17 protein-coding genes, 1 tRNA gene, 1 other RNA gene and 1 pseudogene are annotated in these 21,422 nt (G+C 74.8%); 15 read left to right on the forward strand and 5 right to left on the reverse strand.

Annotated elements, in window-relative coordinates; all coding sequences use genetic code 11:
* Positions 1–125: 125 nt before the first annotated feature.
* Positions 126–1,817, reverse strand: coding sequence for a serine/threonine-protein kinase (locus ACI79Y_RS15260; protein ID WP_457159298.1), 1,692 nt, complete (start codon positions 1,815–1,817; stop codon positions 126–128).
* A 37-nt stretch (positions 1,818–1,854) separates the two neighbouring features.
* Positions 1,855–2,202 (reverse strand): hypothetical protein, encoded by a 348-nt coding sequence (locus tag ACI79Y_RS15265; protein WP_457159299.1) that lies wholly within the window; start codon positions 2,200–2,202, stop codon positions 1,855–1,857.
* A 140-nt stretch (positions 2,203–2,342) separates the two neighbouring features.
* Between ACI79Y_RS15265 and ACI79Y_RS15270 the strand changes: the two genes are divergently transcribed.
* Positions 2,343–2,427: transfer RNA gene (locus ACI79Y_RS15270), tRNA-Ser, on the forward strand.
* Between the two features lie 66 nt (positions 2,428–2,493).
* Here ACI79Y_RS15270 and ACI79Y_RS15275 read toward each other — a convergent pair.
* Positions 2,494–3,315 (reverse strand): annotated as a pseudogene (locus ACI79Y_RS15275) (DMT family transporter); the annotation flags it as partial.
* A gap of 66 nt (positions 3,316–3,381) precedes the next feature.
* On the opposite strand from ACI79Y_RS15275, the gene ffs reads away from it, so the two are divergent.
* Together ffs and ACI79Y_RS15285 are read left to right on the forward strand one after the other, a co-directional pair.
* An RNA gene (ffs, locus tag ACI79Y_RS15280) (signal recognition particle sRNA small type) lies at positions 3,382–3,477 on the forward strand.
* Between the two features lie 222 nt (positions 3,478–3,699).
* Positions 3,700–5,943 carry a DNA polymerase III subunit gamma and tau gene (locus ACI79Y_RS15285; RefSeq protein WP_457159300.1) on the forward strand — a complete coding sequence of 748 codons (2,244 nt, stop codon included), beginning with the start codon at positions 3,700–3,702 and terminating at the stop codon, positions 5,941–5,943.
* 161 nt (positions 5,944–6,104) lie between these two features.
* Here the strand turns inward: ACI79Y_RS15285 and ACI79Y_RS15290 are convergent, their stop codons facing one another.
* Positions 6,105–7,343, reverse strand: a complete 1,239-nt coding sequence (locus tag ACI79Y_RS15290; protein ID WP_457159301.1) for an MFS transporter — start codon at positions 7,341–7,343, stop codon at positions 6,105–6,107.
* 66 nt (positions 7,344–7,409) lie between these two features.
* Between ACI79Y_RS15290 and ACI79Y_RS15295 the strand changes: the two genes are divergently transcribed.
* The 5 genes from ACI79Y_RS15295 to ACI79Y_RS15315 all read left to right on the forward strand — a co-directional run bounded on the left by ACI79Y_RS15295 (position 7,410) and on the right by ACI79Y_RS15315 (position 11,485).
* A complete protein-coding gene (locus ACI79Y_RS15295; RefSeq protein WP_457159302.1) occupies positions 7,410–7,754 on the forward strand; it encodes a YbaB/EbfC family nucleoid-associated protein in 345 nt (114 codons plus the stop codon).
* A 67-nt stretch (positions 7,755–7,821) separates the two neighbouring features.
* The gene (recR, locus tag ACI79Y_RS15300) at positions 7,822–8,421 is read left to right on the forward strand and encodes a recombination mediator RecR (protein WP_457080149.1); all 600 of its coding nucleotides are present in this window, start codon (positions 7,822–7,824) and stop codon (positions 8,419–8,421) included.
* A gap of 463 nt (positions 8,422–8,884) precedes the next feature.
* A complete protein-coding gene (locus ACI79Y_RS15305) occupies positions 8,885–9,979 on the forward strand; it encodes a methionine ABC transporter ATP-binding protein (RefSeq protein WP_457159303.1) in 1,095 nt (364 codons plus the stop codon).
* A complete protein-coding gene (locus ACI79Y_RS15310) occupies positions 9,976–10,632 on the forward strand; it encodes a methionine ABC transporter permease (protein ID WP_457159304.1) in 657 nt (218 codons plus the stop codon). Before ACI79Y_RS15305 ends, ACI79Y_RS15310 begins: the two co-directional genes overlap by 4 nt.
* A 34-nt stretch (positions 10,633–10,666) precedes the next feature.
* Positions 10,667–11,485 carry a MetQ/NlpA family ABC transporter substrate-binding protein gene (locus ACI79Y_RS15315; protein WP_457159305.1) on the forward strand — a complete coding sequence of 273 codons (819 nt, stop codon included), beginning with the start codon at positions 10,667–10,669 and terminating at the stop codon, positions 11,483–11,485.
* Positions 11,486–11,538: 53 nt separating this feature from the next.
* On the opposite strand, the gene ACI79Y_RS15320 is transcribed toward ACI79Y_RS15315, so the two are convergent.
* On the reverse strand, positions 11,539–11,898 hold the full coding sequence (locus tag ACI79Y_RS15320) for a Rieske (2Fe-2S) protein (RefSeq protein ID WP_457159306.1): 360 nt from the start codon (positions 11,896–11,898) through the stop codon (positions 11,539–11,541).
* Positions 11,899–12,085: 187 nt separating this feature from the next.
* Between ACI79Y_RS15320 and ACI79Y_RS15325 the strand changes: the two genes are divergently transcribed.
* From ACI79Y_RS15325 to ACI79Y_RS15355, 7 genes are all read left to right on the forward strand, one after another.
* A complete protein-coding gene (locus ACI79Y_RS15325; RefSeq protein WP_457159307.1) occupies positions 12,086–12,844 on the forward strand; it encodes a VOC family protein in 759 nt (252 codons plus the stop codon).
* Positions 12,845–12,979: 135 nt separating this feature from the next.
* Positions 12,980–13,429, forward strand: a complete 450-nt coding sequence (locus ACI79Y_RS15330) for a hypothetical protein (RefSeq protein ID WP_457159308.1) — start codon at positions 12,980–12,982, stop codon at positions 13,427–13,429.
* A gap of 17 nt (positions 13,430–13,446) precedes the next feature.
* Positions 13,447–15,519, forward strand: coding sequence for a TPM domain-containing protein (locus tag ACI79Y_RS15335; RefSeq protein ID WP_457159309.1), 2,073 nt, complete (start codon positions 13,447–13,449; stop codon positions 15,517–15,519).
* Positions 15,520–15,731: 212 nt separating this feature from the next.
* Positions 15,732–17,372 carry an ABC transporter substrate-binding protein gene (locus tag ACI79Y_RS15340; protein ID WP_457159310.1) on the forward strand — a complete coding sequence of 547 codons (1,641 nt, stop codon included), beginning with the start codon at positions 15,732–15,734 and terminating at the stop codon, positions 17,370–17,372.
* 105 nt (positions 17,373–17,477) lie between these two features.
* Entirely contained in the window at positions 17,478–18,575 is a 1,098-nt protein-coding gene (locus tag ACI79Y_RS15345; RefSeq protein WP_457159311.1) for an ABC transporter permease, read from the forward strand.
* Between the two features lies 1 nt (position 18,576).
* The gene (locus tag ACI79Y_RS15350) at positions 18,577–19,665 is read left to right on the forward strand and encodes an ABC transporter permease (RefSeq protein WP_457159312.1); all 1,089 of its coding nucleotides are present in this window, start codon (positions 18,577–18,579) and stop codon (positions 19,663–19,665) included.
* Positions 19,662–21,395, forward strand: coding sequence for a dipeptide ABC transporter ATP-binding protein (locus ACI79Y_RS15355; protein WP_457159313.1), 1,734 nt, complete (start codon positions 19,662–19,664; stop codon positions 21,393–21,395). The genes ACI79Y_RS15350 and ACI79Y_RS15355 overlap by 4 nt, the downstream gene beginning before the upstream one ends.
* Positions 21,396–21,422: the final 27 nt, after the last annotated feature.

Consider the following 21,422-nt stretch of genomic DNA (forward strand, 5'->3'; position numbering starts at 1 on the left):
ATATTTTTAGGGGGGGAAGCGGCTCTGCCCTGGCGTTTCTCGACCCGGGCGGCCGCGTTCCGACTTACCCCCCCCCGTGCAGCGGGGCCGCCCCCCGCCGCCCCCCCCCCCTCTCGCGTGCCGGCTCAGACCGGCTCGTCGTAGTCGATGAGCAGCCGGCCGTCGTCCCCGCGCACCAGGGTGATCCGGTGCTGCTCGGGGAACCTGTCGCCGTCGGGCTCGACGTACGTCACCGGCACGGTGGCCTCGAGCGACCCGTCCCGGGCCTGCACCGCACCGATCTGCACGGAGCTGAACCGGTTCCAGAACCGGACGTAGGCCGCCCGGCTGCCGATCTCGGCCCGCAGGCGCGGCCCGGTCCGCTCCCAGGCGGCCTGCGGGTTGCCGGGCAGCAGTGCGTAGTAGCTGGTGATCGCGTCCCGCACGGCGGCGGCGCTGTCCGGGGCGGGCGGCGGCTCGCTGGACGGCGGGGGAGGTGGCGGCGCGCTGGTCTCCGGCGGCGGCGCGCTGGTCTCCGGTGGCGGCGCGCTGGTCTCCGGCGGTGGCTCGGTGGTCGACGGCGGGGGAGTCGAGGACGGGGTGGGCGTCGGCGTGGGGGGCGGCGTCGGCTCCGGCGCCTCGGAGGTGGTCTCCGAGGGCCGGTCACTGAGCTGCGCCGTCGGGCCCACCGAGCCGTCGTCCCGCCCGGCCAACGCGAAGCCGCCGCCGACGAGCCCGCCGACCACCAGCAGGGCCAGCAGGGCCACGAGGGCGCGGCGGCCGGCCCGGCGGTGGGGAGGCCGCAGGGCAGCCGCCGACCGGGCGCCGGTCGTCGGCCCGCCGGCTGGGGTGCTCGGGGTCGACGACGCGGCAGCCGTGATCGGTGGCGCCGGCGCCGCCGCGGGGGCGGGCAGCGGCCGGCCGTCGTCGTCCACCGCCCGCAGGTCGGCCAGCGTCGGCGGCAGCGGCGTCCGGGCGGCGAGCACCTCGGTGACGTCGCCGTCCTTGCCGGCGACCAGCCGGGCCAGCTGGTCGCGGACCTGGGTCATCGAGGGGCGCTTGCGCGGATCGGAGTTCAGCATCCGCATCAGCGGCCGGCCCAGCGCTCCGGCGTGCCGCGGCCGGGAGAAGTCCCCGCCGGCCACCCGGTGGAGCATCTCCAGCGGGTTCTCGGTCATCCCGAACGGCGGGGTGCCCTCCAGGCAGGCGTAGAGCGTGGCGCCCAGGGAGAAGACGTCGCTGGCCTCGTCTGGCTCCTGACCGCGCGCCACCTCGGGCGCGAGGTAGGCCGGGGTGCCCTTGACCACCCCGGTCTGGGTCAGCGACACGTCGCCGGTGGCCCGGGAGATGCCGAAGTCGGTGATCTTGACCAGGCCCTCGCTGCGCTCGCCCTCACCGATCAGCACGTTGCCCGGCTTGACGTCCCGGTGCACCACCCCGGCGGCGTGCACCGCCGCCAGTGCGTCGGCCACCTGCGCGCCGATCTGGGCGACCTGGGTCACCGGCAGCGTGCCGCTGGCCTGCAGCACCTGGGCCAGGCTGCGCGAGGGCAGGTACTCCATCACCAGCCAGGGCGTGCCGCCGTCGTCGACCATGTCGTAGACGGCGACGGCGTGCGGGTGGGTCAGCCGGGCGGCGATCCGCCCCTCGCGCATCGCCGCCTCGCGGTGGCCGGCGGTGACCTCGGGGTCGCTGCCGGCCGGGATGAGCACCTGCTTGACCGCGACGTCGCGGCCCAGCAGCTCGTCGCGGGCCAGCCACACCGCGCCCATCGAGCCGCCGCCGAGCCGCGCGCGCAGCAGGTAGCGGCCGGCCACCCGCGAGCCAGGAGCGGTCACCGGCGCCGTCCCGCGCAGAGCTGCCCGAGCACTGGGGTCAGGCGGAGGCCGGGGCCCCGTACCGGCGGGCGTACTCGGCCTGGGCCCCCTCGGGCAGGGCGTCGTACAGCTCGCCCAGCTCGCGCAGCGACGCCTCGGGCAGCTCGTCGAACAGCTGGGACCAGCTCGGTGGCTCCTCGTGGCTGCGGGTCAGCAGCAGCTCCCACGCCCGGGTCTGCCGGTCGCGCTGGGCGCGCTCGGCGACCATGCCGGAGAGGTAGGTGTCCTTCGCGGCGTCCTTCTCCGCCCGCGTCGCGTCGGCGGGGAGGTTGCTCGGGTCGGTCTCCTGCAGGGCGGTGACGATCGCGGCCACCACCTCGGGACGCACCTGCTCGGTCTCGCTCATCGGGCTCCTCCCGGTCGCTGCGGCTGCCGGCGGTCGCCCTCCGGTGCGGATCACTCAACCACCCTCCCGGTGCGCCGGCCGGGCGGGTCGGAGGGCGGCGGCTGACGCACGCACGGCTGCCCGGTAGACTGCCCGGCACTGGAGGATTCGCCTAGTGGCCTATGGCGCTCGCTTGGAAAGCGGGTTGGGTGCAAGCCCTCGGGAGTTCGAATCTCCCATCCTCCGCAGGTAGAGCGCCGTCACGGCGCCGAGCATCAGGGCTCCCCCGGCCAGCGCGGTCGGGGTGAGCCGCTCGCCCAGCACCACGGTGGCCAGCGCCGTCGCGGTCAGCGGCTCGAGCAGCGTCACGATCGAGGCGATCGCCGCGGGCACGGTCCGCACCCCGGTGAAGAACAGGCCGTAGGCCAGCGCGCTGGGCACCACGCCCAGGTAGACCAGCGTGCCCAGGGCCAGCGGGTCGCCGGTCAGGTCCAGCCCGGCGGCCAGCGCCACCGGGGTGAGCAGCAGCGCGCCGAGGGTGAACCCGGCCGTCGTCGTCGGGACGCCGTCGGGCACCCCGGCGGAGGCCAGCACCACCCCGGCGTAGGCCACCGCGCAGCCCACCGCGGCCAGCGCGCCCAGCAGCACCGTGTCCCCGGCGTCCGCGCCGGCCGAGACCCCGACCAGCAGCACCAGCCCGACCAGCGCCACCGCCAGGGCGGCCATCGTCGCCCGGTCCGGCCGGCCCTGCCCGAGCACCGCCCCGCCGATCGCGACCAGCAGTGGGGCGAGGCCGAGCGCGACGAGGGTGGCGATGCTCACCCCCGCGGTGGCGACGGCGGCGAAGTAGGCGCTCTGGTACACCGCCAGGCCCGCGCCGACCAGCACCAGCCGGGTGCGCACCCGGGCGGTCAGCGGCGGCCGCGGGGTGGGCCGCCGCCGGCGGGTCAGCACGTGCACGGCCAGCAGGGTGGCCGCGCCGATCGCCATCCGGTGCCAGGCGATGTCGAGCGGGTCGAGGTCGGTCCTCCGGGCGACCAGGTCGCCGCTCACCCCGGACGTGCCCCAGCACAGCGCGGCGAGGACGACGAGGAGGAAGCCGCGGGCCGATGGGGTCGGCGCAGCCGTGAGCATGGCGCGGGAGCCTAGCCGCGGGCCGGAGGGGCGGCAGCGGGATGCCCGGCGTCCTCTACAGTGGGACCCGACCCCTCGTACGGCGTCACCCTGTGAACCTCCCCAGGGCCGGAAGGCAGCAAGGATAAGCAGGCTCTGGCGGGTGTGCGGGGGGTCCCTTTCGTTCTCCCAGCCTCCTCCTGGTCGGTGCGGTGCACTGCCCGCACGCCTGGGGAGGGGAGCCGGTCAGGGCCCGTCGTCGCGCCCGGTGGATCGTTCTCGCAGCCGTGCTCCCGGGTCGAGGGCCGCGGCGCGGTGGAGCTCTTCCGCTGGCTCACCCAGTGACCTCCCGGCCCCGTCCAGAGGCTCGCCCCGCACGTCGGTGCCGGCACGTAACCTCGCGGCGTGGCTCTGGCGCTCTACCGCAAGTACCGCCCGGCGACCTTCGCCGAGGTGGTCGGGCAGGAGCACGTCACCACCCCGCTGGTGAACGCCGTCGACGGGGGGCGGATCAACCACGCCTACCTGTTCAGCGGCCCGCGCGGGTGCGGCAAGACCTCCTCGGCGCGGATCCTGGCCCGCTCGCTCAACTGCGAGCAGGGGCCGACGTCGACCCCGTGCGGGGTCTGTGCCTCGTGCATCTCCCTGGCCCCCGACGGCCCCGGCTCGATCGACGTCATCGAGATCGACGCGGCCAGCCACGGTGGCGTCGACGACGCCCGCGAGCTGCGCGAGCGGGCGTTCTTCGCCCCGGTGCACAGCCGCTACAAGGTCTACATCGTCGACGAGGCGCACATGGTCACCACGCAGGGCTTCAACGCCCTGCTCAAGGTGGTCGAGGAGCCGCCGGAGTTCCTGGTCTTCGTCTTCGCGACGACGGAGCCGGAGAAGGTGCTGCCGACCATCCGGTCGCGCACCCACCACTACCCGTTCCGGCTGGTGCCGCCGAGCACGCTGCGCGGCCTGCTGGAGAAGACCTGCGCCGCCGAGGGCGTGCAGGTCGAGCCCACGGTCTTCCCGCTGGTCGTGCGGGCCGGCGGCGGGTCGGTGCGTGACTCGCTGTCGATCCTGGACCAGCTGCTGGCCGGCGCCGGCGAGGACGGCGTCACCTACCGCGAGGCGGTGGGCCTGCTCGGCGTCACCGACGAGGCGCTGCTCGACGAGACGGTCGACGCGCTGGCCGCCTCCGACGCCCCCGGCGTCTTCCAGGCCGTCGACCGGGTGGTGGAGGCGGGCCACGACCCGCGGCGCTTCGCCACCGACCTGCTCGACCGGCTGCGCGACCTGATCGTGCTCAACGCCGTCCCCGAGGCCGGGGGCAACGGGCTGCTCGACTGCCCGCCCGATCGGCTGGACCTGATGACCCGCCAGGCGCAGGCGCTGGGCGCGGCCACGCTGTCCCGGCTGGCCGACACGGTGCACGAGGGCCTCACCGAGATGCGCGGGACGACGGCGCCGCGGCTGCTGCTGGAGCTGGTCTGCGCGCGGATGCTGCTGCCCGGTGTCGACGGCTCGGCCACCGCCACCCTGCAGCGCCTCGAGCGGCTGGAGCGGCGGATGTCCATCGCCGGCGAGCACGCCGGCCGGCCGGTCGAGGGGATCGCCGCACCGGTCCGCGAGGCCGCTGCGCCGGTCCGCGAGGCGCCGGCCCAGGTGCGCGAGCCGGTGGTGCGCGAGCCCGCCGCGGCGGCGCCGGAGACAGCGGGCTCCCGCCCGGCGTACGTGCGTCCGTCCCAGCGCTCGGCCGAGTCGGCCCGGGCCGCGGCTCCCGCGCCGGCGGCCGAGCGGCCTGCGGCCGCCCCGGCCCCGCCTGCCCCGGCGGCGACCCGGCCCGCCCCGGCCGCGACCCCGACGGCGCCGGCGGTCGAGGAGGGCGCGGACGGCTGGCCGGTCACCGCGCGTCCTGGCTCGGGTGCGCCCGCGCGTCCGGCCGCGGCGGCGCCCACCCCGGCGGCTCCCGCCGCCGCGCCGGAGGAGCGCCGGCGCTCCGCGGCGACCGGCGAGCCGGACATCCCGCTGCCGCCCGAACCCACCGACGACGAGGACTGGCCGCAGCCCACCCGGTCGGCGGCCCCCGCGAGCCGGCCCGCACCGCAGCGCGCGGCAGCGGAGTCCGCTCCGGCCCCGCGGGGTGGCGAGCCGACGCCGGTCGTCTCGGCCACGCCTGAGCCGGCCGCCGACGACGGTCAGCTGACCACCGCCGACGTCCGGCGGATCTGGCCGGAGCTGATGGCCGTGGTCAAGCGGCACAAGCGCACCACCGAGGCGCTGCTGAAGAACGCCCAGGTGCACGACCTGGCGGCCGGCACGCTCACGTTGAGCACCACCTCCCCGGCGCTGGCCCGGCGGATCGGCGACGACCTGAACAAGGACGTGCTGCGCTCGGCGCTGGAGGAACTGCTGGGCGTGCGCTGGAAGGTGCAGGCCGTCGTCGACCAGCCCGGCGCGCCGGCTCCGGGGAGCCCGCCGGTCACCCCGGAGGCGGCCCGGGCTGCCGCCGAGGCGGCGGAGACCGCCGAGGCCAATGAGCTGATGGCCGAGCGCGACGCCGCCCCCGGCTCGGACGAGCACACCCCGGCGGTCGACGCCGAGCAGGCCGCGCTGGCGCTGCTCCGCGCCCAGCTCGGCGCCCGGCCGATCGACGGCTGAGGCCACCGGTACACCTGTTCACCGGACAGTCGTGCTCTGCCCACGGGAAGTGGGCAGAGCACGACTGTCCGCGGAGGCCCTCCTCCGGGCGGAGCTTGTGCTCTGCTCACCCGGGGTGAGCAGAGCACGAGCTTCTCCAGGGCAGGCCCCAGCGGGGCGGATCACGTGGTCCGGGCGGCCGTCCGGTCCCCGTCGTCCAGGGCCCGGAACCGGATCAGCGCCATGACCGAGACCACCGGCCCGGCGGCCAGCAGCACCAGCGTCCAGCGCCAGGTGACCAACTCGGCCAGGTAGGGGAGCGCGCTGATGGTCACCACGGTGAGCAGGAACCCGGTGGCCGTCTGCACGGTCAGCGCGGTGCCCACCCAGCGCCGGTCGGCGACCTCGCTGAGCAGCGTCGAGTACATCGCCGAGTCGGCGATCACCGCCGCACCCCACACGCAGACGAACACCGCCAGCGCCGCCGTCGGCCACGACCAGGCCCACGGCGAGAGCAGGCAGCAGAACCCGCTGGTCGCTACCGCCACCGCGGCCACCGGTGCGCGCCCCCACCGCCCGGCCAGCCAGCCGGCGAGCACGCAGCCGGCCGCGCCGCACAGGCCGAAGGCGACCAGCGCGAGCAGCGCCACCGCCGACGCCGACGTCCCGGGCGCCACCTCGGCGCGGGAGGCGGTGAGCCAGGCGGCTGCCCAGGCCCACAGCGCGTAGAGCTCCCACATGTGGCCCAGGTAGGCGAGGTTGACCAGCCGCGGGCGGGCCGCGCGGAACCCGTCCAGCGCCTGCGCCGCGCGCGGGGGAGTGCCGACCGCCAGGTGCGGCCCGGCGCGCAGCAGCGCCACCGCCAGCAGCCCGGCCACCGCGCCGCAGCCGGCGGCGACCCCGAGGACCGCGCGCCACCGCTCACCGATCAGCCCGACGAACAGCTGGGGGAGCAGCGACCCGAGGGTCAGCGCCCCGACCAGCACGCCGAGGGCCAGCCCGCGGCCCCGCGCACCGAACCACGAGGCCATCAGTTTCATCCCGATCGGGTAGACCAGCGCGAGACCCGCGCCGGTGAGGAAGCGCAGCGCCCCGCCGACCAGTGGGCCCTCGGCCACGGTGGCCACCAGCAGCGTGCAGCCGGCCGAGCCCAGCGCCCCCGCGGCGAACAGCCGCTCCGGGCGCACCCGGTCGGCGAGCCCGGTCACTGCCGAGGTCAGCGCCCCGGCGACGAACCCCAGCTGCACGGCGACGGTCAGCGCCACGCCGCCGCCGGTGCCCAGCCCCCAGTCGGTGCGCAGCAACGGCAGCACCGCCGAGGCGGAGAACCACACCGCCAGCGCCAGCACCTGGGTGAGCGCGATCAGCGCCAGCTGCCGGTACGGGCCGGTGCGCGCGACGTCGAGGTGTTCTGCCGGCACGCCGGTCAGCCTGCCCGCTGCTGGTTCGGCCGTCGCACCCGGCGCCCAGCACCTACGCTCGGGGGCATGCCCGGACCCGGACGCCAGCCCGACATGCAGCAGATCCTCAAGCAGGCGCAGCAGATGCAGCAGCAGCTCGCCGCCGCCCAGGAGGAGCTCGCCCAGACCGAGGTGACGGGGTCCGCCGGTGGCGGCCTGGTGACCGCCACGATGACCGGCGGCGGCGAGATCACCGCGGTGACCATCGCGCCCGCCGCGGTCGACCCCGACGACGTCGAGACCCTGCAGGACCTCGTCGTCGCCGCCCTCCGCGACGCCCAGCGCGCCGTCAGCGACCTGACCGACTCCACCATGGGACCGCTGACCGGCGGCCTCGGCGGTGGCGGCGGCCTGGGCCTGCCCGGCTTCTGATCCACCCCCGCGGGGCCCCGGCCGCGGCCGGGCCCCGCCCCTGTCCCTGCCTTCTGCGAGGAGAACCGTGTACGAGGGCGCTGTCCAGGACCTGATCGACGAGCTCGGGCGGCTGCCCGGCGTCGGGCCCAAGAGTGCGCAGCGCATCGCCTTCCACCTGCTGGCCGCCGAGTCGGCCGACGTGGGGCGGCTGGTGGCGGCCCTGCAGCGGGTGCAGGCCGAGGTCCGCTTCTGCGTGACCTGCTACAACGTCGCCGAAGGCGAGCAGTGCCGGATCTGCCGCGACCCGCGGCGGTCGCTCGACGTCATCTGCGTCGTCGAGGAGCCCAAGGACGTCGTCGCGATCGAGCGCACCCGGGAGTTCCGCGGGCGCTACCACGTGCTCGGCGGCGCGATCAGCCCGATCGAGGGCATCGGCCCCGACGACCTGCGGGTCAAGGAGCTGATGACCCGGCTGATGGACGGCACGGTCACCGAGCTGATCATCGCCACCGACCCCAACCTCGAGGGCGAGGCGACCGCCGCCTACCTGGCCCGGCTGGTCGGGCCGCTGGGGCTGGCCGTCTCCCGGCTGGCCAGCGGCCTGCCGGTGGGCGGTGACCTGGAGTACGCCGACGAGGTCACCCTGGGCCGGGCCTTCGAGGGCCGCCGCCGCATCGACGCCTGACGTCCGCGGGAGCATCGTAGGGAGCGCCAGCGAGCGAGGAGCGGACCGCGGGCGGAGGGCGTCTCATGTGATCGACGCCTAGAAGGTCGAAGGACCCCGTCGCCCCCCGCCACTCGCAGGCTCGCGGCGGGACCCTGCGACGGGGCCGGCCCCACCGCTCGCAGGCTCGCAGCGGGTCCCTGCAGCGGGGCCGTTCCAGCGGGTCACCTTGGTTGAGGGTTCCATCACAGCGGTGGTCCGGAAGTGGCGGCTGCCGCGGGGGCTTGGCACTCTGGACGGGTGGTCGAGCCGGGTTCGCTGACGCGTCGTCGCGCCGTGGACCTGATGCGCGTCGCCAGCACGCTCTGACACCGCGCCGTCCCCCTCTCCGCGGAGAGGCTCCCGGACGGCGGCCGTGCGTGACGACGCCGGCCTCCGGGAAACAGTGCCCGACCGCCCGCACCTGCCCGAGGACCCAGCCCCCATGATCGAGCTGTCCGACGTCCGCAAGGTCTTCCCCGCCCGCCGCGGTGCCGGCGAGGTGGTCGCCGTCGACGGCGTGAGCCTGTCGGTCGCCCGCGGCGAGTTCGCCGGCGTCGTCGGCCCCAGCGGCTCGGGCAAGAGCACGCTGGCCCGGCTGGTGAACCTGCTGGAGCGGCCGACCTCGGGCACCGTCGCCGTCGACGGGCAGGTGCTCACCGACCTCGACGACGACGGCGTCCGCCGGGCCCGCCGCAGCGTCGGCATGATCTTCCAGCACTTCCACCTGCTCGACTCCCGCACCGCCGCCGGCAACGTCGAGCACCCGCTGGAGCTGGCCGGCGTGGGCCGCGCCGAGCGCCGCGCGCGGGTCGCCGAGCTGCTCGACCTCGTCGGCCTGGCCGACCGGCACGGCTCCCGGCCCGGCCAGCTCTCCGGCGGGCAGAAGCAGCGGGTCGCCATCGCCCGGGCGCTCGCCGCCCGCCCCACCGTGCTGCTGTGCGACGAGGCGACCTCCGCGCTGGACCCGGCGAGCACCGCCGGCGTGCTCGACCTGCTCCGCCAGGTCCGCGCCGAGCTCGGCCTCACCGTGCTGCTGATCACCCACGAGATGGCCGTGGTGAAGGCCGTCTGCGACAGCGCCGTGCTGATGTCGGCCGGCCGGGTGGTCGACGGCGGCCCGCTCGCCGAGGTGCTCACCCGCCCGGACTCCCCGCTGGCCGCCCAGCTGGTGCCCGCACCGCCGGTCGACCCCACCGCCGAGGGCGACCTGGTGGCGGTCACCGTCACCGACGCCGCGCCCGAGGCGCCGGTGCTGCGGGTGCTCGCCGGGGAGCTGGGGCTGTCGGTCGAGGTGGCCGGCGGATCGGTGGAGTCCGTCGCCGGCCGGCGGTTCGGCCGGCTGCTGTTGCGGGTGCAGGGCGACGACGGCGGCCGGCTGGACACTGCCCTCGCCCGGCTGCGCGCCGAGGGTGCGCTGGTCTCCCGCGCGGTCCCCGGCGGTCAGCGACGGCTGCCCGGCGCCGACGACGAGCCGGACGGCGACCCCGGGCCGCCCGACGTCCAGGAGTTGGCCGACGCCCCGGAGGTGCAGCGGTGAACTGGGACCGGATCGCCCCCCAGCTGGTCGACGCCACCGGCGAGACCCTCTACATGGTCGGGGTCGCCACCGCGCTCACCGTGCTGCTCGGCGTCCCGCTCGGGGTGTTGCTCACGGTGACCGCGCCGGGCGCGCTGGCCCCGCACCCGATGCTCAACCGGCTGCTCGGCCTGGTGGTCAACCTGGGCCGCTCGCTGCCGTTCATCATCCTGCTGGTGCTGGTCGCCCCGGTCACCCGCGGCCTCGTGGGGACGACGATCGGGTCGACGGCGACCATCGTGCCGCTCACCATCGGCGCCGTCCCGTTCCTGGCCCGGCTGGTCGAGACCAGCCTGCGCGAGGTGGCGCACGGCAAGGTCGAGGCCACCCTCGCCATGGGCGCCCGGCGGCGTGACGTGGTCCGCACCGTGCTGCTGCCCGAGGCGCTGCCGTCGGTGGTCGCCGGCGTCACCGTCACCGTCGTCGCCCTGATCAGCTACTCGGCGATGGCCGGGGCGATCGGCGGCGGCGGGCTGGGCGACTTCGCCATCCGCTACGGCTACCAGCAGTTCCGCACCGACATCACCGTGGTCACCGTCGTGGTGCTGCTCGTCGTCGTCCAGGCCCTGCAGTGGGCCGGCGACCGCTGGGCCCGCCACCTCGCCCACGCCTGACCCCACACCCACCGAGCAACAGAAGAGGAACCCCATGCGCTCGAAGCTGGCCCTGACCGCCGCCGCGGTCACCACCGCCCTGACCCTCACCGCCTGCGGAGGCGGCGACGCCGAGCTGTCGTCCGCCGACGAGCCGTTGCGCGTCGGCGCCTCGCCGGTGCCGCACGGGGAGATCCTGCGGTACATCGACGACGAGCTCGCCGACGACGCCGGGCTGGACCTGGAGATCGTCGAGTTCACCGACTACGTGCAGCCCAACACGGCGCTGGACGACGGGTCGATCGACGCCAACTACTTCCAGACCATCCCCTACCTGGAGGAGCAGGAGGCCAGCGCCGGGTACGACTTCACCCCGCTGGCGCCGGTGCACATCGAGCCGCTGGGCATCTACTCCGAGTCGCTGACCGACCTGGCCGCGCTGCCCGACGGTGCGACCGTGGCGATCCCCAACGACCCGACGAACGCCGGCCGGGCGCTGCGGCTGCTGGCCGCCAACGACCTGATCACGCTGGCCGACACCGGGGACTCCGCGCCCACCGCGCTGGACGTCGAGGAGAACCCGAAGAACCTGGAGATCACCGAGATCGAGGCCGCGCAGCTGCCCCGCTCGCTGACCGACGTCGACGCCGCGGTGATCAACGGCAACTACGCCATCGACGCCGACCTGGTGCCGGCCGAGGACGCGCTGGCGCTGGAGGAGGCCGAGGGCAACCCCAACGCCAACCTGCTGGTGGTCCGCACCGGCGACGAGGACGACGAGCGGATCCAGCAGCTGGAGGAGCTGCTGCACTCCGACGAGGTGCGCACCTTCATCGAGGACACCTACGAGGGCGCGGTCATCCCGGCCTTCTGACCCGCCGCCCCGTTCCGCCAAAATGGCCATTTTGGCGGAACGGCCGGCCGGGGTCAGGGGTCGACGACGACGTCCTGGCCCCGCCGGACCGCCCGGCGCACCCGCAGCCGGGCGACCTGGCCGAACCAGCGCACCAGCGTGGTGTAGCCCGGCGTCGGGCCGTGCCAGCCGAGGAACCCGCGCGGCCCGGTGACCATCTCCCCGGTGGAGGTGTCGTAGCGGGCCTGGTGCCACGGGCAGACCAGGCAGCCCTCGGCGTCGACGGTCCCCTGCGCGAGGTCGCCGAGCTGGTGCCGGCAGCGGCGCGAGACGGCGGCCAGCCGCCCGTCGGCGTTGACCACCGCCCAGGAGCCGGCGGGGCGGACGGCGCCCGGGGGCAGGTCGGCGGTGGGCACGCGATCGGGAGCGGGCACAGGGGTCCTCCTGGTCTCGGGACTGGTCTCGGTGGGTGCCCGGCCACCTACCCACGGCAGCGACACGGGAGACCTCCGTGGGAGTGCCGGAGGACGGGGGCCGGGAGGGCCGGAAAGCGTCGGACCCCGGCGGGACGGTCGCCTCCTCGGCCGTCCGACCGAGTGCAGTCCTTCCCGAGGAGGAGACATGCCCACTCGCGACACCGCCTGGCCGCCCGGCACCCCCTGCTGGGTCGACCTGGCCACCCCCGACGTCGACGCCGCCCGCGCGTTCTACGCGGCGATCCTCGACTGGACCTACCGCGACCCGGGGCCCGACTCCGGCGGCTACCTGATGTGCCTGCGGGACGGGCACGAGGCCGCCGGCCTCGGCCCCCAGCAGGACCCGGCCGACCCGCCCCGGTGGACGACCTACTTCGCCACCGACGACGCCGACGCGACGGCTGCCCGGGTGGCCGCGGCCGGTGGGAGCGTGCTCGCCCCGCCGATGGACGTCGGCCCGGCCGGCCGGATGGCGATCGCCGCCGACCCGCAGGGCAACCCGTTCGGGCTCTGGCAGGCCGGCACCACCACCGGGGTCCAGGTGTTCAACGAGCCCGGTTCGCTGGTCTGGAACGAGGTCGCCGTCGACGACCCGGCCGCGGCGCGAGAGTTCTACTCCGCGGTCTTCGGCTTCCGCTTCGAGGAGATCTCGGACGCCGGCGGGTACTGCACCTTCGCGACCGACGAGCGCCCGCTGGGCGGGCTCGGCGGGGTGGTCGAGGGCCTGCCCCGCGGGTGGAGCACCTGTTTCGCGGTCGCCTCCACCGATGAGGCGGTGCGGGCGGTCGAGTCCGGCGGGGGGAAGGTGCTCATGCCGGCGGAGGACACCCCGTACGGCCGGGTCGCCGTGGTCGCCGACCCGCAGGGTGCGGCCTTCTCGGTGATGCAGGACCTCGGCGGCTGACGGACGCACCGGTCAGGACCTGACATCCGGCACCTGTCCGGCGCCGGCCGCGACCGGCAGGGTCGGGACAGGCGTCGCCGGGCGGGTCCGGTCCCGGACCGTGGGACGGCGCCGGGCCTGAGGGGAACCGGTGCGATGCGTGACCTCCTGCTGTCGACGCACGTCCTGCTGGGAGTGGGTGGGCTGCTCCTCGGCCCGGTCTGGCTGGCCGCCCGGCGGTCCGGTCGCCGGGCGCGAGGAGCAGCCCGCGCCTACCAGGCTGCTGTCGCGGGGGTGGCCGTCTCGGCGGTGGCCCTGGCCGTGACGGCGCCCGGCCTGGGCTGGCTGGTGCCGGTGGCGGTCGGCACCGAAGTGCTCGCGGTCACCGGGGCGCTGGCACGCCAACGGAACTGGTCCGGCTGGCGCAGCTGGCAGCCGCACCTGCTCGGCGGCTCCTACATCGCACTGGTCACCGGAGTGCTGATCGCCGAGACCGGCAACCCGGTCTTCTGGGTGCTGCCGGCGCTGGTCGGGCAGGTCCCCATCGCGGTGGCCAAGCGGCGGCTGCACGCGCCGGTGGAGCCCGGCACGCCGGTCACAGCCTGATCAGCCACGATGGGGGCATGCGCCCGTCCGTACGATCCCTGACCGTCGGCGTCCTCGGTGCGGCCGGCGTGCTGCTCGGTGCCGGGCCGGCCCTCGCCGTCGAGCCGTTCGCCCCGACCGAGCAGCTCGTCGACCAGGCGGACGTGCTCAGCCCCGCGGAGGAGGCGGAGGTCGAGTCCGCGCTGCAGGAGCTGCGGGCCGAGGACGGCACCCAGCTCTACGTCGTCTACGTCGACTCCTTCGACGGGCTGCCCCGCGGCCAATGGGCCGAGCAGGCCTTCGACCTGGCCGGGCTGGGCACGAACGAGGCACTGTTCGCGGTGGCCACCGAGAGGTTCACCTCCTTCGATGTGGGGCCCAACAGCCCGGTGACCGAGGCCGAGTTCGCCACGCTGGTCACCCGCGACGTGGAACCGGAACTGGTTGCAGGTGACTGGGCCGGGGCTGCGGTCACCCTCGCCGAGGGGATCCGCACCGGCGGTGGGTCGGCCGGCTCGACCGCCGGGGGAGCCGCCGGCGGAGACGGTGGTGGTGGCGGCGCACTGGCCGTGCTGGTCGGGATCGCCGTCGTCGGGGGCGGTGGCTACGCCCTGGTGCGCAGCCGGCAGCGCAAGAAGCAGGCGGCGGCGCAGCAGCGGGCTGCGGAGGAGCGCGCCGCCGCCGAGGCAGCCGCCCGCGACCCGCACCACGGCACCCCGACCGAGCAGCTGATGTTCCGGGCCAGCGAGGAGCTGCTGGCGCTCGACGAGGCGGTGAAGACCTCCGAGCTCGACCTCGCCTACGCCCGGTCGCAGTACGGCGAGCAGTCGATCGCGGGCTTCCAGGAGGCGTTGAACGCCTCCAAGACCGAGCTGTCGCACGCCTTCGGCATCCGCCAGGAGCTCGACGACGACATCCCCGAGGACGAGCCGACCCAGCGGCGCATGCTCACCGAGCTGCTGCAGCTCACCGCCGCGGCGTCCGCCCGGCTGGACGACCAGTCGGAGGCCTACGCCCGGCTGCGGCACCTCGAGGAGTCCGCACCCGAGGCGCTGGCCGCGCTCGATCCTGCGGTCGACGCGGTTCGTGCACGGCTGCCCGAGGCCGAGCGCACGCTCGCCGACCTGCAGCAGCGCTACGCCCGTAGCGCGTGGTCGCCGGTCGCGGACAACGTGACCGAGGCGCAGGCGCGCGCCGAGCTCGCCGAGCAGGCGCTGGCACACGGCCGGTCGGAGCTCGACGAGGGGCGCACGGCGGCCGCCGTGCCGGCGGTCCGCGCCGCCGAGGACGCGCTGGCGCAGGCCCGCACCCTGCTGGACTCGGTCGGCCGGGTCGCCGGCGAGCTGGCCGATGCGGGGGACCGGTTCACCGCGGTCCGCGTGGAGACCGAGAAGGACATCGCCGAGGCCCACGCGCTGCTCGGCCGGGGCGTGGACACCCCTGGCCTGCGCGAGCAGCTGGCCCGGGCGGAGAGCGCGCTCGCCACCGCCACCGCCCAGCTCCAGCCGCGCGACGGCGCGCTGCCCGACCCCCTGGCGGTCGTGCGCCAGCTCGACGAGGCCGACCTGGCGCTGGAGGCCGCCCTCGAGCCGGCGCGGGACCTGCGCCAGCAACAGCAGCGCGCGGCCGCCCACCTGCAGCAGGCGGTGCGGGCGGCGGACACCTCGATCGCGGTCGCCGAGGACTTCATCGCCACCCGCCGCGGGGCCGTCGGCAGCGTCGCCCGCACCCGGCTCGCCGAGGCCGATCGGACCCTGGACGCCGCCTCGCGCGCGGCCGCGAGCGACCCGGTCGCGGCGCTGCGGTCGGCCCAGCGGGCCGACGCCCTCGCCCGGCAGGCGCTCACCCAGGCCCAGCAGGACGTCGAGGACTACATGTCCGGCGGCTACGGGGGCGGCGGGTACGGCGGCGGCTACCGGCGCGGCTACGGCGGCGGGGGGTTCGGCGGCGGTATCGCCGGGGGCGTGGCCGGCGGGATGCTCGGCGGCATCCTGCTCGGGGGCCTCGGCGGCGGGTACGGCGGCGGCTTCGGCGGCGGGGGCGGGGGCGGCGGCTTCAGCGGAGGCGGGAGCTTCGGGGGCGGCGGCTTCAGCGGTGGCGGCAGCTTCTGAGCGTTCCGGGCCGGCCCGAGCCACGACCGGGCGGTGAACGTGACGTAGCCCTCAGGTGAACGCCCGCGGGGTCACAACACCATCACAGGTGAGCATCCGCCGTCCCGTCTGATGGGACAGGTGTGTTAGTCATGCAGTCCCATGACCACAGGCGGCCGGGGTCTGGCGCCTGTGCGCCGACCGGGCCGCCTGGACGAAGAACGAGGTGGCGGATGAACTCCGTGTCCAGGAGTGGCCGGCGTGCGCTGGTCGCGACGGCGGGCATCACGGCGACGGCGCTCGCGCTGGCGGCGTGCGGTGGCGGCAGCGACGACGGCGGCTCCGGTGGGGGCGGCGGCGACTCGCTGATCATCGGGACCAGTGACAAGATCACCACGATCGACCCGGCCGGTTCGTACGACAACGGCTCCTTCGCCGTGATGAACCAGGTCTACCCGTTCCTGATGAACACCCCGCTGGGCAGCCCGGACGTCGAGCCGGACATCGCCGAGTCCGCGGAGTTCACCTCGCCGACGCAGTACACGGTCACCCTCAAGCCGGGCCTCACCTTCGCCAACGGCAACGAGCTGACCTCCTCCGACGTCAAGTTCTCCTTCGACCGCGTGATCGCGATCAACGACGAGAGCGGCCCGGCGTCGCTGCTGTACAACCTGGACAGCGTCGAGACCCCGGACGAGCAGACCGTGGTGTTCAACCTGAAGTCGGAGAACGACCAGGTCTTCCCGCAGATCCTGTCCAGCCCGGCCGGCCCGATCGTCGACGAGGACGTCTTCGCCGCCGACGCGCTCACCCCGGACCAGGAGATCGTCGACGGCCAGGCCTTCGCCGGCCCGTACGCGATCACCGACTACAACCAGAACAACCTGGTCTCCTACGAGGCCTTCGACGGCTACGACGGCCTGCTCGGCGCGCCGAAGACCGACGAGGTCAGCGTCCGCTACTACGCCGACGCCTCGAACCTGAAGCTGGACGTGCAGGAGGGCAACATCGACGTCGCCTTCCGCAGCCTGAGCGCCACCGACGTCGAGGACCTGCGCGGCAACGACGAGGTCCAGGTCGTCGACGGCCCCGGCGGCGAGATCCGCTACATCGTCTTCAACTTCAACACCCAGCCCTACGGTGCGACCACGCCGGAGGCCGACCCGGCCAAGGCACTGGCCGTGCGCCAGGCGGTGGCCAGCCTGATCGACCGCGAGGAGTTGGCCGAGCAGGTCTACAAGGGCACCTTCACCCCGCTGTACTCCTTCGTGCCCGAGGGCCTGACCGGCGCGATCGAGCCGCTGCGGGAGAAGTACGGCGACGGCGAGGGCGGCCCGGACGCCGAGGCCGCTGCCCAGCTGCTGGAGGCTGCCGGGGTGCAGACCCCGGTGCAGCTGAACCTGCAGTACTCCAACGACCACTACGGCCCGTCCTCGGGTGACGAGTACGCCCTGATCAAGGACCAGCTGGAGTCCTCCGGGCTGTTCACCGTCGACCTGCAGACCACTGAGTGGACGCAGTACAACGAGCAGCGCACCGCCGACGTCTACCCGGCCTACCAGCTCGGCTGGTTCCCGGACTACTCCGACGCCGACAACTACCTGACGCCGTTCTTCCAGACGGAGAACTTCCTGGGCAACCACTACTCGAACCCGCAGGTGGACGACCTGATCCTGGAGCAGGCGACGACGGCCGACCCGGCCGAGCGGCAGGCGCTGATCGAGCAGATCCAGCAGCTGGTGGCCGACGACCTGTCGACCGTGCCCTACCTGCAGGGCGCCCAGGTGGCGGTGACCGGCACCGACGTCGACGGCGCTCAGGACACCCTGGACCCGTCGTTCAAGTTCCGGTACGGCGCCCTGTCCAAGGGCTGACCACCCCCGCACCACCCCCGGCCCCGGGCGCCCCGCACCTCGCGGGTCGCCCGGGGCCGGGCACGTCCGGCCGTCCCCCGACGGCCGCCTGATGGACTGAGAGCGATGACCACGACCTCCGAGCTGGCCGGGAACGCCACCGAGCCGGCCGCACCACCCGCGAGCCGCCGGCGGCGCAGCGGCGGCGGACTGGGGAGCTATCTCCTCGTCCGCTTCCTGCTGATCTTCCCGACGATCTTCATCCTGGTGACGACCGTCTTCTTCCTGATGCGCGCCACCGGCGACCCGATCACCGCCGCGCTCGGCGGGCGGCTGCCGGCCGACCAGCTGCAGGAGCGGATCCGGGAGGCCGGGTACGACCGCCCGCTGTTCACCCAGTACCTGGAGTACCTGGGCGACGTCTTCCGCGGGGACTTCGGCACCACGCTCAGCGACCGGCGCCCGGTGACCGAGGTGCTCACCACCTTCGGTGCCGCCACCCTGGAGCTGGCCTGCTACGCCCTGATCGTCGCCTTCGTGGTGGGCATCCCGCTGGGGCAGCTCGCCGCCTACATGCGCGACCGCGCCCCCGACGCGATGCTGCGGGTCTTCGCGATCCTCTGCTACGCCACCCCGGTCTTCTTCGCCGGCCTGCTGCTCAAGCTCGTGTTCGCCGTCCAGCTGGACTGGCTCCCGGTCGCCGGGCGGGCCTCCACCCGTACCGAGATCGAGCTGTCGCGGCTGGACGGGCAGACCGGCATCTACCTGGTCGACGCCCTCCGCACCGGCGACCCTGACGTCATCAGCGACGTGCTGCAGCACGCCGTCCTGCCCGCGATCGCCCTCGGCCTGCTCACCGCCGGTGTCTTCCTGCGGCTGGTGCGCACCAACGTCATCGGCACGCTGGGCAGCGGGTACGTCGAGGCAGCCCGCTCGCGCGGCGTCGGGGAGTACCGGCTGCTGCGCAAGCACGCCTACCGCCCGGCGCTGATCCCGATCATCACCGTCATCGGCATGCAGATCGCGATGCTGATGGCCGGCGCCGTGCTCACCGAGACCACCTTCGAGTGGCGGGGCCTGGGCTTCCAGCTCGCCCAGTACCTGCAGGCCCGCGACTTCGTCGCCGTGCAGGGGATCGTCGCGCTGCTGGCGGTCATCGTCGCGGTCACCAACTTCGTCGTCGACGTCATCGCCGCGCTCATCGACCCCCGGGTGAGGTACTGAGATGGCCAGCACCACGGGAAGCACCGCGGTGACCGCCCCCGCCGGCCGGCGCCGCACCTGGCGGCAGCTGCCCGTCGTCCACCAGCTGCGGCAGAGCGTCGGTCTGCAGCGCGGCATGCTCGTCGCCGGGCTGGTGCTCGCCGGCGTCTTCCTGCTCACCGCGGTGTTCGCCCCGCTGCTCGCGCCCTACGAGTACAGCCAGCTGCGTGACGCGACGGGGTCCTTCGGCGCGCAGCAGTCGCCGTCGGCCGACCACTGGCTCGGCACGACCGTCGGCGGCTACGACGTGCTGTCCCGGGTGATCTGGGGCTCCCGGACGGCGCTGTACGTCATCGTCGTGGCGATCGCCCTGTCGCTGGTCCTCGGCGTGCTGCTCGGCCTGCTCTCCGGCTACTTCGGCGGCTGGCTGGACCGGGTGCTGGTGGTCATCGCCGACGCGGTCTACGCCTTCCCCCCGCTGCTGCTGGCGATCGTCGTGGCGATCGTCATCAGCGGTGGTCGGTCGAGCATGTGGAACGGCATCCTCGCCGCGGCGATCTCGATCACCGTGGTCTTCATCCCGCAGTACTTCCGGGTGGTGCGCGCGGAGACGGTGCGGATCAAGTCCGAGGCGTTCGTCGAGTCCGCCCGGGTGATCGGCGCCAGCAACGGGCGGATCATGCTGCGCCACGTGCTGCGCAACGCCACCCGCACGCTGCCGCTGATCCTGACGCTGAACGCCTCCGAGGCGATCCTCACCCTCGCCGGGCTGGGCTTCCTCGGCTTCGGCATCGAGCCGACGTCGGCCGCCGAGTGGGGCTTCGACCTCAACCGGGCGCTCTCGGACGTCACCAGCGGCATCTGGTGGACCGCGCTGTTCCCGGGGCTGGCGATCGTGCTGGTGGTGCTCGGGCTGACGCTGGTCGGGGAGAGCCTCAACGACCTCGCCGACCCCCGGTTGCGCACCCGCCGCCGGGCGGCCCAGCAGCAGCCGGAGGGGCTGGCCGAGGTGGCCGCGGTGCCCGGCGGTGCGCTCAGCGCCGGGCCGGGCGGCGTCGACGGGCTCGAGGACCAGGGGCACGAGGACCAGGGACGGGGAGACCGGAGATGACCACCACCAACGCGACCGGTACCAACGCGACCGGGCCGGGCAGCGGTGACGTCGTGGAGATCCGCGACCTCGCGGTCTCCTTCGCCACCGACGCCGGCACGGTGGCCGCCGTGCGCGACGTGTCCCTGACGGTCGCCGCCGGTGAGGTGCTGGCCATCGTGGGGGAGAGCGGCAGCGGCAAGACGGTCACCGCCCGCACCATCCTCGGGCTGCTGCCGGAGACGGCCACCGCGCGCGGCGCGGTCGTGCTGCGCAGCCGGGACGGCGGCAGCTCGCACGACGTCGTCACGCTGCGGGGCAACCAGCTGCGCCAGGTCCGCGGGCAGGACGCCGCGATGGTGTTCCAGGAGCCCTCGACGGCGCTGAACCCGGTCTACCCGGTGGGCTGGCAGATCACCGAGGGGCTGCGGTCGCACGGCAAGCTCAGCAAGGCCGAGGCCCGGGCCAAGGCGATCGACGTGCTGCGCCGGGTGGGCATCCCCGACCCGGAGACCCGGATCGACCACTACCCGCACCAGTTCTCCGGCGGGCAGAAGCAGCGCATCGTCATCGCCCAGGCGCTGGTGCTCGACCCCGGCGTGATCGTCGCCGACGAGCCGACCACCGCCCTGGACGTCACCGTGCAGGCGGAGATCCTCGACCTGCTGCGCCGCTGCCGCGACGACTTCGGCGCCGCGATCGTGCTGATCACCCACAACATGGGGGTGGTCGCCGACCTCGCCGACCGGGTCGCGGTCATGTACCGCGGCGAGCTGGTCGAGCAGGCCGACGTCCGCACCCTGTTCGCGTCGCCGAAGGAGCCCTACACCCAGCAGCTGCTGGCCGCCGTCCCGCGGCTGGGCGGTGGCTCGGTGAACGCCCGGGCGCGCGCCGAGCAGCGCCCGGCGGGCTGGGCGGAGACCACCCCCGTGGTCTCCGCGCGGGACCTGCGCATCGTCTACCCCGGCCGGCTGCGGCGGCCGGACTTCACCGCCGTCGACGGCGTCAGCTTCGACATCCGCCCCGGCGAGGTGCTCGGGCTGGTGGGGGAGAGCGGCAGCGGCAAGACCACGATCGGGCGGGCGATCGCCGGCCTGACCAAGGTCAGCGGCGGGTCGCTGCAGGTGCTGGGCACCGAGATGAACGGGATGAAGGAGCGCACCTTCCGCCCCGTCCGCGAGCGGATCGGCTTCGTCTTCCAGGACCCGGCGACCAGCTTCAACCCGTTGCTCACCATCGCCGATGCGGTGGCCGAGCCGCTGGTGGTGCACAAGCGGGCCAAGGACCCCCACGCCGCCCGCCGGCGGGTCGACGAGCTGCTCGAGGCGGTGCAGCTGTCCAGGGCCTTCGGCGACCGGTACCCGCACGAGCTCTCCGGTGGGCAGCGGCAACGGGCCAGCCTGGCCCGCGCGCTCGCGCTGGAGCCGGAGCTGCTCATCGCCGACGAGCCGACCTCGGCCCTGGACGTCTCGGTGCAGGCCCGGGTGCTGGAGCTCTTCGCCGACCTGCAGCGGGAGCTGGGGTTCGCCGCGCTGTTCATCAGCCACGACCTCGCCGTCGTCGACCTGCTGGCCGACCGGATCGCGGTGCTGCTGCGCGGCCGGCTGGTCGAGGAGGGGACCGGCGCGGAGGTGCTCGGGGCGCCGCAGCACGCCTACACGCGTCGGCTGCTGGCCTCGCTGCCGGTGCCCGACCCCGACCAGCAGGCTGCCCGCCGCACGGAGTGGGAGCGGCTGCGCGCCGACGCCTGAGCCAGCCGCCCGCCCACCCGCGTGCGG

Source organism: Modestobacter sp. SYSU DS0875, from assembly GCF_054050915.1.